We start from the raw sequence: 11,145 nt of genomic DNA, 5'->3' as shown, positions 1-11,145 counted from the left end.
ACCATTACTTCTTTCAGCTGGGTATTGCTCAGATCCAGTTCGAAGTTTATTGTTTCATTCTGGCCGGCAGTACAGTTACCTGTTTCTCCTGCGAATGATTTTACAGCACTTACGATGAGGTATAAGTGCCGGCGTTGATACGATTGATACGGAAATTACCTTATCAGTGGTTGTTGCACCGTATGATGTCCCCTTGACACTTACGTTTACATAAGCGACAGGTTCACCGCTTTTAGTGGTTACAATACCGCTGATACTGCCGTGTTGCTGTTGTGCATATACACCTGAGGTAAGGAAAAGGAGGAAAAAAAAGGCTAGTCTTCTCATGATTATTAACTTGATGCTGGTTGATCAAAAAGAGACTACAAAGAAATAATAAAATGAAGGGTGTATTTGTTACGGGGTCGTGAATTTCCGGATATCGTAAATCTTTTTCCCGATAGCGTAAGGGTATCGGTAATAGTAACCATCCAGCCTGGGGGCCGGATGGTTACTAAAGTAAAACTTTATTCGACTGTCCCAGCCAGAGATCATAACTGAAAGTAGTAGGTTTTGCGTATACATGTAAGGAGGCAGCGGACGTGGTCCACAACCATTTGAACCCACACCGAGGGTATAGCGGCTGATCATCAGTACAGTACTGTTCACCGAGGAAGATCTATCTTATAAGCGATTGGCTCCATCTCTTCATCTGTGTAAGGTAATGCGGCTATCTGCATGGGCTCACCCACATTGCTTACCCGTAAGACTTTACCCTTACCAGCTCCGAGAGCGGCCCAACGCACATCTTCATGGTTACCAGCTTCCATCGGTTTTTCATATGGCGTCAGCTGCTGTGCAACTGTGCTGTTATAAATACCAAGCTGGAAGCCGCTCTTTCTGTCACTATAGTTTTCCAGCGGACCACGACCATAGTAGGAGAACTGATCCAACGCAGGGTTCAGGAGCATTCTTACGCCCATACGCGCCAGTACAAGTGTGGAATCACTGGATGTAACATTATTCATACACGTATCTGACCATTTTACTGATCATATCAGGGCACGATGATGTATGATAAAATCGTTCTTTCCTTTACCGTGAGATTGACAGTAACGCATAATACATTTGCAGAATCTTTTACAAGCGGAGCACCGTCCACTTCCCATTTCAGGTCTCTGAGACCTGCTTTCTGCCAGCCTTCATCTGCCCACATATCGTCTATTCTGTGTGGCGCGCGCCAGAGATGAAGTCTTGGTCCGCCGTTTCATGCAGCAGTTCTTCCCATTGCTGGTCATCTTAGCGAAAGTACCTGTATGTTATCAAAAGTCAGGGCAAAGCCTGTACCGTTGATCAGGATATTGTGTTTCATGCTTTCCATGCAGGCACTGCGGTAGCTGTCATACCAGATACAGTAGCGGAAGTACCGGCACTCAGCTGTAATTGCTGACTGGCGATTTCGAAATTCTTATCTGACCACAAAGAGGACTGATTGGTAAAGAAGGAGACATTCAATAAATACTCCGCACCTGCCTGTAAAGGTTTCTGGGGCAGTTTAAGTTGTTTTTCAGTACCTGCAGCAATGTTCAGATCTGCTACAAGGCCGCTGTCTACAACAACACCATCTTTCAGCAAAGTCCATTTACCATGGAATGCATCGAGGCTGATGAACTGATAACGGTTACGGATGCTGATCAGGCCATTGGCAGGATCCACGCTTTTTAACAGATATCCATTGATAAGCATGTTTCAGCTCAGGATAGTGTGGCTTAGGCGATCTGTCAGAAGCGATCACTCCTTTATGGATAAAGTATCTGTCGTTGGGATATTCACCAAAACCACCACCATAAGCGGTGATAGGATGTGATCTGTTACGTCGGTTCCATAAGCCCTGATCCTGCCATTCCCAGATACACCACCCAGCAGGGATGGATACTGGTCAAACAGTTCGTTATAAGACTACTGAACCCATGGAATTAAACATCGCATGTGCATATTCACAGAGGTAAAAAGGTTTGGTAAAATCTTTATTTTCTGCGATCTGTTTCACTTCACCTGTTCCGGTGTACATGCGGCTGTCAATATCAGCCGGATTCTCCTTGCCGATACCGAATCCCTCATAATGTACCGGTCTGTCAGGATCTATCTGTTGAACCGCCTGTAGGGCAGCGCGGAAGTTCGTACCACCATTTCCACACTCGTTACCCAGTGACCAGATGATAACGGAAGGATGATTTTTGAAGTTCTCGGCATTTGCTACGTTACGATCTATGATCGCGTCTTTGATAGACGGTTCTTCGTTAAATTCGTTCATCGCACCATGGCATCCAGATTGGCCTCCGCCAATACGTACAGACCATATTTATCACAGAGTTCATACCAAAGCGGATCATCTGAATAATGGCAGGTTCTTACGTGGTTACAATTAGCCTGTTTGATCAATACGAGGTCACGTATCATCTGTTCTTCGTTCAGACTATGGCCTGTTTCCGGAAAGTGTTCGTGACGGTTCACGCCTTCAGTTTTACAGGAACGCCATTCACCAGTAGAGATCTGCCATCGATCTTCACCTCTCTGAAACCGGTAGGCGTCTTAAGAGCTCCTCTCCCAGTGTCAGGACCGTTGTATACAGGTTTGGCGTTTCAGCAGTCCATTTCTGCGGATTGTTTACCGGTATGCTAAGTTGCACTATTTTTTCTTCTCCCGCCTGCAATGCAGGTACGCTGGCATTACCAGTGACTACTACAACACTCTTTCCGGCTTCATATAGTTTTACGTCCAGTTTACGGGCGGCAACAGGTGACTGACTGTAGTTCTTGACTTTTGCAGTCACCAGTAAGGTGGCATTCTTATATCCGGCATCGAATGTGGTCTTGACATTGAAATCACGGATATGTTCCTGCGGAGCATCCATACATACACGCTTCTGAAGATACCGCTGAGGCGCCACATATCCTGATCTTCGGTAACTGCCGACAGTGTACTGGTATACTTCAACGGCAACGGTATTCTTTCCGGGATTCACAAAGTCTGTCACATCAATTCTGCGAGGTTACGGCTGTTCACACTGTAACCTACTTACGACCATTGATCCACAGGAAAAAGCCGGCGTCCACACCTTCAAAGCCGATAAAGACTTTTTTACCTTCCATGTAGCAGGGAGGGTAAAATCCCTGCGATAGCTACCTACGGGATTCCTTTCTGTAAATGCGGTGAAGTTCTTCGGAGGCGTACTCATCACCCTTGGAAGTCCTTCTGAAAAGTGTAATTGTAGTTACTGTAAAAGGGGGTACCATATCCTTTGATGCCAGTTGGAAGGTACTGTGATGGTATCCCAGCCGGATACATTGTAAGCGGGTTTATAAAAATCCACTGGTCTTTCTGTGGCCATGAAGCCCAGTTAAATTTCCACGTGCCATTTAATAAAAGGCAGCGGAAGAAGCCCTTCTATTCCCTTTGAGGGCTTCTGTAAGATTGCTGTAAGGCATGAGCGTTGCATGTGCTGCCTCTTTGTTGATACCTGTAATGCGTGGATTTTCTATTTCCACCGGACATCTCCTGTCTCTTTCGTCTGTGCTGCGGCTGCGAGCCACTGTGACAGCAGGAGCACTCCTAAAAGTCTGATTTTGAAAAACATTGATTGTGTTTTGATATAACTGTTAAACCCTAAAAAGCATTTAATTCCGCCAGATGCGTGTAGCTACCGTTGTAGCTTTCCATATCACGATCTTTAAGTAACGTGCGGCCGGAAAGGTAGTAAGAAATTGTGGCTGGAGGTCTTTTATATTTGCCAGCGAAAAAGCGCCGGCGTCTTCCCAACGTATATTATCCATACTCACCTGTAACTTTGCTTCTTAGGCTTTGCTCCTCCGTCGGATTGGCGGGCCAGATTGCATACTGCCGGACAGACCCGGGTCGTCTGTGTAGTAACAGCGTAACGGGCAACATCTATATCCACTGTTGTAACACTATCCCGGAGGCGCCATGACGATTACAATAGGAATTTCCATACATTTGACACGGACATTCATTACACCATGAAAAGAACTGAATGGTTTAAAAGGAAATTCCCTGTTATTGAAGACAATGGTCTCTTACCTTCTATTATAGAAGACTTTGCGGCACACCTGCCCGCGTGGAGGAGATTATAGGTACACAGGATACAGACCTGCTGACATTGAAAGATGACGGAAAGTGGAGTATTAAAGAAGAGATCGGGCATCTGGGTGATATGGAACCCTTGTGGTCGGGCAGAACAGATGACCTGACCAATGGGAGACAGAGCTGCGTGTAGCTGATCTTACCAATCAGACGACGCATAACGCCGATCATAATGCAACAAAACCATTGTGTTGCTGCAAAGGTTCAGAGAACAAAGAGAAGCATTTGTAAAAAAACTCGCTGCGCTGACGGATGAGGACTTAGAAAAAACGGCCCTGCATCCCAGACTGAAAACACCTATGCGGATTATTGATCTGGCTTATTTTGTGGCAGAGCATGATGATCATCATCTGGCAAGAGTGAGAGTGATCATCGACAATCATATACATCATTTTTAATCACCGACACCAATAAACAACCTGTAACGGTTAACATGACAGCTACGGCAAAAAGATACTGATCATCAATGGTTCCCTGCGCGGTACAGCAGGCAATTCAGCAGCTGTGGTAAACGCAGCCGGCAACATACTGAAGCATGACCTGCAACAGGAAGTCAGACTGATCACGCTTGCGGGGCCGCTGCCATCCATCCGGGAGGTCTATGATCTGTTAGCTGCATGTGATGCCTTTCTGGTGATCAGTGGTGTATACTGGAATAACTGGAGTTCGCCGTTACAGCGTTTTATTGAAGTCACCACTGCTTTTGAAAACACGCCTGCTTTTTCGGCAAGCCGGTAGCCTGTGCAGTCACCATGGATTCTGTGGGTGGTATTGAAGTAGCTGCAAGATTACAGGCCGTCTTTGGTGGATTAGGTTGTTGGAGTCCGCCATGTGCTACACTTGTATTATCACGCACCGGACAGGAAGCGATGGCAGCATCTGCCGGTCAGGAAGATGATCTGAATGAAGATGTCTGGCGGATGGCGGATCTATCTATTGTCTTACAAACCTGATTACTGCCGCTGGTATGCCCCGTGATAAATGGGTTGCGTGGCCGCATAGCGAGTTGACCATTCCGGATGGTCCATGGCCGGGGAACGGAGCGCTTGATATGGGTTCTCCGAAGTTCCTGTAGACATTCCCCTATCCAATACATTATTCAATCAGTAACTATATATATTACCGTTCAATGTCAAAAACCCAAAACCTATCTGCTGAAGACCGTCATCTTATTAAACAATTAAGCCAGTTTAAAATATCAATTCCTTACCGGCCATTTTGATAGGCGCTGCATTTGCGCTTGTCTTTATTGTTATCTTCTGTGTCAGCTTTCCTGCTATTATCCATGAGCAGTTTTCGACAGTGTCAATATTTTATGCTTTTGCCCTTATTGGTATACTTAGTTTTACATGGGGTATGCTACAGCGCAGAAAGGTGATCCGCCTTTTTGATGAGATTATTCAACGTGATGAGAAGCTGGTAGTCAGAGGAGTATTACATAGTGTAGAGATAGTGAATAGCCGTCTGCTACGTTATAACACATCTGCAGGATCGAAAGAAGTACATATCCCACTCGCCTTATCGGAAGGTTTTATGGCATGGTCTTACGAACGCAGACTGGAGCGTATTAATACGTTGACAAACAGACAGGTTGTGCTACATATCGTGACTATCAAGCCGGGTATCGATGTACTACTCCGTGCAGATTACGAAAACCTTGTCTACCGTGAGACGACGGAGACTATCAGCGATGAAGAGCGCGAAAGGCATATACGTAAGTTCTGGTCTGATATGAGTATTGTCGGAATCATACTGGGCGTTGTCTGTGTCCTGTTCTTAATATTTTCCGGCGGGCATGCAGGTGTGTTACTGATCCTTGGTGGCATTATCCTGCTGCTGGTACTCCTGATCGCGGGCTTCTATGTGGTCCCTTCGCTGACAGCGCTCAAAAGGGCAGATGCCAAAAGGTAATTGTTACGGAGATCTCTGAACATCTTGTGGCATGGGCACAAAACGGCAAAAGCGCTGCGCAGCATTCGTGGTATCGGCTGGGGTCTGGTCAGACCCGTTATTATTTTGACGGATTCAGAACCGGCGATGTAATCAGGATCGAACTGATAGGAAAAAACTGGCAGCGTTTGCTGGACGTAAAGAAAGTAAAATAGCAACGGCTTCCATTCAAAAAAAATATTCCATTGTCGATTTTTTTTAACCTATCTTAATCGGTCATGCAAAACGTGTGTATAATCGACAATTATTGCTTCCTCATATGAAAAAACTGCTTGCTTTAAAAGATCCTATTCTGGCATCACTGCTTTTTTCTGCGGCCTGTCTCCCCGCCTGTAAACAAGATTCCGGCCCCGCAGACAAGCGGATTAAACGGATGGATACAACCCTTACTGCTCATCTGGCTGATTCTATTACCAGTATCGTAAAACCCGAACTGGCGGAGGGGCTGTCCCTTAGTCTCTGGGGATTGATTCACTGGTAATATCCCCTATTGGCATCGACATCGACGATCAGGGAAGCGTGTACTATACGACTACAGACCGGCAAAAGCATTCTGAATTTGATATCCGCGGACACCGGGACTGGGAGATACCTTCTATCAGTCTGCAGACCGTAGAAGACCGCCGTGCCTTCCTGCATAAGGAGCTGTCTCCGGAAAACAGCAAACGGAACCAGTGGCTGGAAGATCTTAACGGCGACAGTTCTCATGACTGGCGCGACCTGACCATAGAAAAGGAGCACGTATACCGTGTGGATGATATAACCGGTGATGGAGTGGCTGATCAGTCCCAACTCGTTGTAGATGATTTTCATGATGAGGTGACTGACGTTGCTGGTGGTGTACTGAGTGATGGCGATGATCTGTACCTCGCAGTAGCTCCGGATCTCTGGCGTATAAGAGATAAGAACCATGATGGTATTGCGGACGAAAAGACCTCTATCTCTCATGGTTATGCCGTTCACGTGGGCTTTAGCGGCCATGGTATGTCAGGTGTGGAAATGGGTCCTGACGGGCGCATCTACTGGCAGATCGGTGACATTGGCTTTAACGGCAAAGGTCCTGATGGTAAAGAGTGGTCCTTCCCTAACTGTGGTGTACTGGCCCGTTCAAATCCTGATGGCAGTGATTTTGAAATCTACTCTTATGGCATCCGTAATACCCACGAGTTTGCCTTTGACGAATATGGTAATATCATCAGTGAAGATAATGATGGCGACCATCCCGGTGAAAAGGAACGGCTGGTATACCTCGTAAACGGTGGTGATCAGGGATGGCGTAGCAACTGGCAGTATGGTAAATACAATGACCCGGACAACAACACGTATAAAGTATGGATGGATGAAAAGATGTACCTGCCTCGTTTTGAAGGACAGGCCGCTTACATCACACCCTGTATCAGCAATTTCGTAAGTGGTCCTGCCGGCTTTGTATACAATCCCGGTACGGCATTAGGTCCTGCTTACAAGAATACCTTCTTTGTAGCGGAGTTTGTAGGTAATCCGTCCAACTCCGGTGTGCATGCTTTCAAACTGAATCCGAAAGGCGCCACTTTTGAACTGGGTGAACACAAGAAAGTACTGGGTGGCATACTGGCTACCGGTATTGATTTCGGTCCTGACGGCGCTTTATATGTAGCCGACTGGATTGATGGCTGGGATACCCATAACTATGGCCGTATCTGGAAGCTGGATGATAAAAAAGACGCTGCCAGTGCTGAACGTAAGGCAACCAAGACACTGCTGGCAGAAGATTTCAGCAAGCGTAAGGAAGCTGATCTCGCCGGTCTGCTGAAGAATCCGGATATGCGTGTACGCATGAAAGCACAATTTGAACTGGTAAAACGAAAAGAAAAAGGTGCGCCTTTATTTGAGCAGGCATTAAAACAAACAGACAATCAGCTGGCAAGAGTACATGGCATATGGGGCCTGAGTCAGCTGGCACGTCAGGATAAACAATATGCGAAGGCATTATTACCCTTATTAAAAGATAATGATCCGGAGATCCGTGCACAGGCAGCTAAGTGGCTGGGAGATATCAAATATAAAGAGGCTGGTGCAGCACTGGTTCCATTATTAAAAGATACTGCCAGCCGTGCGCGTTTCTTCGCAGCAGAAGCATTGGGCAGAATCGCTTATGCACCGGCGGTACAACCACTGATTGCCTATCTGGAAGCAAATAATGACGTCGATGCTTATCAGCGTCACGCAGGTGCGCTAGCATTATCCCGTATCGGAGAAGCCGCACCCCTGATTGCATTGGCAAACAGTCCTTCCCGTGCACTGCGTATAGCGGCAGTGGTAACACTCAGAAGAATGAGCCATCCGGGTATTGCTGCATTTCTGAATGATAAAGATGAATTTATCGTGACAGAAACAGCCCGTGCGATCAACGATGACCTGTCTATTAAAGACGCTTTACCCGCACTGGCGAACCTGCTTGTCAGCACCTCCTTTAAAAACGAGCGCTGATTCGTCGTGCCATCAATGCGAATCTGCGGGTAGGCACAGACAGTGCTTTACACAACCTGCTGACTTACGCACAAAAAGCAGGCAGTCCTGCTCCTATGCGTGCAGAAGCCATAGATGCACTGAGTGTATGGGCTAAACATCTGTACTGGACCGCGTAGATGGTCGCCTCAGAGGAGAAATAAAGAGAAATGCAGCACCTGTGGTGAATCTCTCTACTTCTCCGCTTACCACCCTGTTAAAGACAAGGAGCTGCCGGTACGGATCAGTGCTGCCAGAGCTATTGCCAAACTACAGATCAAACAGGCAGGACCCGCTTTACTGGCCAGCTTACAGACAGACCGCGATGCAGATATGCGTGTTGCTGCATTAGAAGCACTGGTAAGCCTGCAGGACGCTGGTATGGAACAGGGTATCACCGTGGCGCTGACCGACAAAGAAAAAGCGGTACGCGTAGCTGGCCTTGACCTCCTGAGTAAATGCATATCTCTGAAAATGTGATGGTAAAACTGCTGATGGGAGTCATTGCCAATAAAACCATGGAGGAAAAACAAGCCGCCCTGCTGACATTAGGTAAACTGCCACAGCAATATGTAGAAAAGCCATTGAGCGAATTGCTGGATAAAATGGCTGCCGGAACACTGGATAAAGACATCTATCTGGAACTGGGCGAAGCCATTGACAGCAGTCGCTCTGCCTCACTGGCCACCCGTTATAAAACGATCAATAGTAAAGTATCACCAGACGATCTGATGGCATCTTACAGCAGCTGTCTGCTGGGAGGTGATCCAAAACGAGGCAGACAGATCTTCTTCCATAATCAGAATTCCCAGTGTATGCGCTGTCATTCTTATGACGACCGTGGAGGTAATGCAGGTCCGAGACTGAACGGCGTTGCCGGACGGATCACAAGAGAACAGATCCTGCAGGCACTCATTACACCGAGCGCCCGACTGGCGCCGGGGTTTGGTATGGTGACACTCGAACTGAAAGATGGTAAAAAACTGACAGGTATCCTGCAGGGAGAAACCAAAACGGCATTAAAAATTAAGGAAGGACAAGAAGAGCGTACTATTGCGGCCGACCAGATCGTCAATAAAAAATACGCACAGTCCAGCATGCCGGATATGAAACTACTGCTATCAAAGAAAGAGATCAGGGATGTCGTTAGTTTCCTCGCCGAACAGAAAACCGACAACTAATAAGCATTTTCATAAATATTGTAATAACAGAGGGTGTATCAAAAGTACGATACACCCTCTTTTTATTCGGGTACCTGATGGGTCAGGTAGTCATTTAAGCAATTCTAAGCGCCTCTTTTACTTTTGAGTTTTCCTCTGTTGATATCTTATGCAATTATTCCGCCTTTAAACTCATTGCCGGATTAGAAAGGGATACTTTGACTGTTATAAATATCACCGACAACAAAGTAATGGGTAATACAGCTCCTAAGGCTATCAGAAAAACATCTACGCCGATATTAACATGATATGCAAACCCCTGTAGCCAGTTATTCATGATCCACCATCCGACAGGCACTGCCAGTCCTGCGGCTAACAATACAAACACGAGATATGATCTGGAAAACAGCCATACAATATTGCTGCCGGTAGCACCCAGCACCTTCCGGATGCTGATCTCTTTACTTCTTTTTTCCAGTGTGAAGCTGTCAGTCCCAATAATCCCAGACAGGATATTAACATGGCCAATCCGGAGAAATATCTGGATAAAGCAGCCACTCTTTTTTCGGCTATATATTGTGCCTGATAATCGTCATCCAGAAATTTATATTCAAATGGAAAATCCGGATTATATACTTTATAAAAAGCACTGAGCTTTGCCAAAGCGGCTTGTTCCATCCCTGCTTTTGTTCTTACCATGATCGTTCCCAACAGCTGATCCAATACGATGTATAAGGGTTTAACTTTTCATGCAATGACTGAAAATGGAAGTTTGGTGACACCTTTTATCTGGAACTTCTTACCGCGGAAATCAATGATCTTTCCTATCGGGTCTGTAATACCCATCGCCTTAATAGCCGCCTCATTGAAGATGATCTTATCTGTTTCCGCACCGAAATGGCGGGAGAATGTTTGTCCGGCGGCCATCTCAATTCCCAAAGTTTCAATCATATCATAAGATACCTGTAAAGAATTAAAAGGAATAATTCCTCCCGTCCGTTTACCTGCCATTTAACAGGCATCCCGGGGCCATTGGCAAGTATATTCGCCACCATAGCAGAAGCATTGACAATGCCGGGGATCTTTTTATTTCCGCAAGGAAACCATCCATGTCGCAGGCACCTTACCCGTTGCATTCCAGTAGAAACATGTTCTTTGTCATAACCCGGCTTTTTATGCTGTATGTAGTCAACTGACGATCACGATGATGACAGCGATCAGAAATACCACAGACATTGTAAACTGAAATATCACAGTCCTTTACGCGCCCACAGCTCACCGGCATCCCCTTCAATAATTGTCCTTTCAGCACATCCAGCGGATGAATCCAGAGGAGATAAAATGCAGGGTAACTGCCTGCGATAAGTCCGGTGACAAAAGTGATACCCAATATGACAGAATCAGATTA

20 protein-coding genes and 1 pseudogene are annotated in these 11,145 nt (G+C 46.2%); 10 read left to right on the top strand and 11 right to left on the bottom strand.

The genetic code is table 11. The features are described 5' to 3' along the window. Positions 1–644: 644 nt before the first annotated feature. The 8 genes and pseudogenes from FEF09_RS29920 to FEF09_RS31285 form a co-directional block, all read right to left on the bottom strand. On the bottom strand, positions 645–1,007 hold the full coding sequence (locus FEF09_RS29920; RefSeq protein WP_146308536.1) for a hypothetical protein: 363 nt from the start codon (positions 1,005–1,007) through the stop codon (positions 645–647). 29 nt (positions 1,008–1,036) lie between these two features. Next, the gene (locus FEF09_RS31295) at positions 1,037–1,195 is read right to left on the bottom strand and encodes a hypothetical protein (RefSeq protein ID WP_186774637.1); all 159 of its coding nucleotides are present in this window, start codon (positions 1,193–1,195) and stop codon (positions 1,037–1,039) included. A gap of 152 nt (positions 1,196–1,347) precedes the next feature. Beyond that, positions 1,348–1,725 (bottom strand): DUF4981 domain-containing protein, encoded by a 378-nt coding sequence (locus tag FEF09_RS29915; RefSeq protein WP_146308534.1) that lies wholly within the window; start codon positions 1,723–1,725, stop codon positions 1,348–1,350. After that, a pseudogene (locus tag FEF09_RS34365) lies at positions 1,661–2,293 on the bottom strand (glycoside hydrolase family 2 TIM barrel-domain containing protein). The gene FEF09_RS29915 and the pseudogene FEF09_RS34365 overlap by 65 nt, the downstream one beginning before the upstream one ends. Beyond that, entirely contained in the window at positions 2,290–2,493 is a 204-nt protein-coding gene (locus FEF09_RS35240; RefSeq protein WP_186774636.1) for a glycoside hydrolase family 2 TIM barrel-domain containing protein, read from the bottom strand. Before FEF09_RS35240 ends, FEF09_RS34365 begins: the two are co-directional and overlap by 4 nt. A gap of 52 nt (positions 2,494–2,545) precedes the next feature. Continuing rightward, complete coding sequence (locus FEF09_RS29895; RefSeq protein WP_146308528.1) at positions 2,546–3,016, bottom strand: hypothetical protein; 471 nt, start codon at positions 3,014–3,016, stop codon at positions 2,546–2,548. 382 nt (positions 3,017–3,398) lie between these two features. Further along, positions 3,399–3,572, bottom strand: a complete 174-nt coding sequence (locus tag FEF09_RS31290; RefSeq protein WP_186774635.1) for a hypothetical protein — start codon at positions 3,570–3,572, stop codon at positions 3,399–3,401. A gap of 84 nt (positions 3,573–3,656) precedes the next feature. After that, the gene (locus tag FEF09_RS31285) at positions 3,657–3,812 is read right to left on the bottom strand and encodes a hypothetical protein (protein ID WP_186774634.1); all 156 of its coding nucleotides are present in this window, start codon (positions 3,810–3,812) and stop codon (positions 3,657–3,659) included. Between the two features lie 302 nt (positions 3,813–4,114). On the opposite strand from FEF09_RS31285, the gene FEF09_RS31280 reads away from it, so the two are divergent. The 10 genes from FEF09_RS31280 (at position 4,115) to FEF09_RS34335 (ending at position 9,758) form a co-directional block, all read left to right on the top strand. After that, positions 4,115–4,273, top strand: a complete 159-nt coding sequence (locus FEF09_RS31280) for a hypothetical protein (protein WP_186774633.1) — start codon at positions 4,115–4,117, stop codon at positions 4,271–4,273. Between the two features lie 55 nt (positions 4,274–4,328). Continuing rightward, positions 4,329–4,538 carry a DinB family protein gene (locus FEF09_RS29890; protein ID WP_222597293.1) on the top strand — a complete coding sequence of 70 codons (210 nt, stop codon included), beginning with the start codon at positions 4,329–4,331 and terminating at the stop codon, positions 4,536–4,538. A gap of 106 nt (positions 4,539–4,644) precedes the next feature. Beyond that, positions 4,645–4,878, top strand: a complete 234-nt coding sequence (locus FEF09_RS34360; RefSeq protein ID WP_261387957.1) for an NAD(P)H-dependent oxidoreductase — start codon at positions 4,645–4,647, stop codon at positions 4,876–4,878. Positions 4,879–4,892: 14 nt separating this feature from the next. After that, positions 4,893–5,093: a hypothetical protein gene (locus FEF09_RS34355; protein ID WP_261387956.1), complete on the top strand. Its 201-nt coding sequence runs from the start codon at positions 4,893–4,895 to the stop codon at positions 5,091–5,093. Between the two features lie 265 nt (positions 5,094–5,358). After that, positions 5,359–6,051 carry a hypothetical protein gene (locus FEF09_RS29880; RefSeq protein ID WP_146308524.1) on the top strand — a complete coding sequence of 231 codons (693 nt, stop codon included), beginning with the start codon at positions 5,359–5,361 and terminating at the stop codon, positions 6,049–6,051. 26 nt (positions 6,052–6,077) lie between these two features. Further along, entirely contained in the window at positions 6,078–6,245 is a 168-nt protein-coding gene (locus FEF09_RS31275) for a hypothetical protein (RefSeq protein WP_186774631.1), read from the top strand. Positions 6,246–6,349: 104 nt separating this feature from the next. Continuing rightward, positions 6,350–6,571, top strand: a complete 222-nt coding sequence (locus FEF09_RS34350; protein WP_261387955.1) for a hypothetical protein — start codon at positions 6,350–6,352, stop codon at positions 6,569–6,571. A 38-nt stretch (positions 6,572–6,609) separates the two neighbouring features. After that, positions 6,610–8,559 carry a HEAT repeat domain-containing protein gene (locus FEF09_RS34345; RefSeq protein ID WP_261387954.1) on the top strand — a complete coding sequence of 650 codons (1,950 nt, stop codon included), beginning with the start codon at positions 6,610–6,612 and terminating at the stop codon, positions 8,557–8,559. Positions 8,560–8,682: 123 nt separating this feature from the next. After that, a complete protein-coding gene (locus tag FEF09_RS34340; RefSeq protein WP_261387953.1) occupies positions 8,683–9,057 on the top strand; it encodes a HEAT repeat domain-containing protein in 375 nt (124 codons plus the stop codon). Continuing rightward, positions 9,036–9,758 (top strand): c-type cytochrome, encoded by a 723-nt coding sequence (locus FEF09_RS34335; RefSeq protein WP_261387952.1) that lies wholly within the window; start codon positions 9,036–9,038, stop codon positions 9,756–9,758. Before FEF09_RS34340 ends, FEF09_RS34335 begins: the two co-directional genes overlap by 22 nt. Before the next feature lie 154 nt (positions 9,759–9,912). On the opposite strand, the gene FEF09_RS29870 is transcribed toward FEF09_RS34335, so the two are convergent. Genes FEF09_RS29870 through FEF09_RS29865 form a run of 3 tightly spaced genes read right to left on the bottom strand, consistent with a single transcriptional unit; the run spans position 9,913 to position 10,688 of the window. Next, the gene (locus FEF09_RS29870; RefSeq protein WP_186774630.1) at positions 9,913–10,179 is read right to left on the bottom strand and encodes a hypothetical protein; all 267 of its coding nucleotides are present in this window, start codon (positions 10,177–10,179) and stop codon (positions 9,913–9,915) included. Continuing rightward, entirely contained in the window at positions 10,110–10,460 is a 351-nt protein-coding gene (locus FEF09_RS31270) for a hypothetical protein (protein ID WP_186774638.1), read from the bottom strand. Before FEF09_RS31270 ends, FEF09_RS29870 begins: the two co-directional genes overlap by 70 nt. A 24-nt stretch (positions 10,461–10,484) precedes the next feature. Beyond that, positions 10,485–10,688, bottom strand: coding sequence for an ABC transporter permease (locus FEF09_RS29865; protein ID WP_146308520.1), 204 nt, complete (start codon positions 10,686–10,688; stop codon positions 10,485–10,487). Positions 10,689–11,145 lie beyond the last annotated feature (457 nt).

The organism is Chitinophaga pinensis (genome assembly GCF_007896845.1).
Taxonomy (GTDB): domain Bacteria; phylum Bacteroidota; class Bacteroidia; order Chitinophagales; family Chitinophagaceae; genus Chitinophaga; species Chitinophaga pinensis_C.
This window is presented reverse-complemented; position numbering and strand designations above follow the sequence as displayed.

Excerpts from the sequence above, each read along its gene's own strand:
- FEF09_RS29920 (WP_146308536.1), bottom strand. The coding sequence starts at position 1,007 with ATGAATAATGTTACATCCAGTGATTCCACACTTGTACTGGCGCGTATG.
- FEF09_RS31295 (WP_186774637.1), bottom strand. The coding sequence starts at position 1,195 with ATGTGGGCAGATGAAGGCTGGCAGAAAGCAGGTCTCAGAGACCTGAAA.
- FEF09_RS29915 (WP_146308534.1), bottom strand. The coding sequence starts at position 1,725 with ATGCTTATCAATGGATATCTGTTAAAAAGCGTGGATCCTGCCAATGGC.
- FEF09_RS31285 (WP_186774634.1), bottom strand. The coding sequence starts at position 3,812 with ATGGATAATATACGTTGGGAAGACGCCGGCGCTTTTTCGCTGGCAAAT.
- FEF09_RS34355 (WP_261387956.1), top strand. The coding sequence starts at position 4,893 with ATGGATTCTGTGGGTGGTATTGAAGTAGCTGCAAGATTACAGGCCGTC.
- FEF09_RS34350 (WP_261387955.1), top strand. The coding sequence starts at position 6,350 with ATGAAAAAACTGCTTGCTTTAAAAGATCCTATTCTGGCATCACTGCTT.
- FEF09_RS34335 (WP_261387952.1), top strand. The coding sequence starts at position 9,036 with ATGCATATCTCTGAAAATGTGATGGTAAAACTGCTGATGGGAGTCATT.
- FEF09_RS29865 (WP_146308520.1), bottom strand. The coding sequence starts at position 10,688 with ATGATTGAAACTTTGGGAATTGAGATGGCCGCCGGACAAACATTCTCC.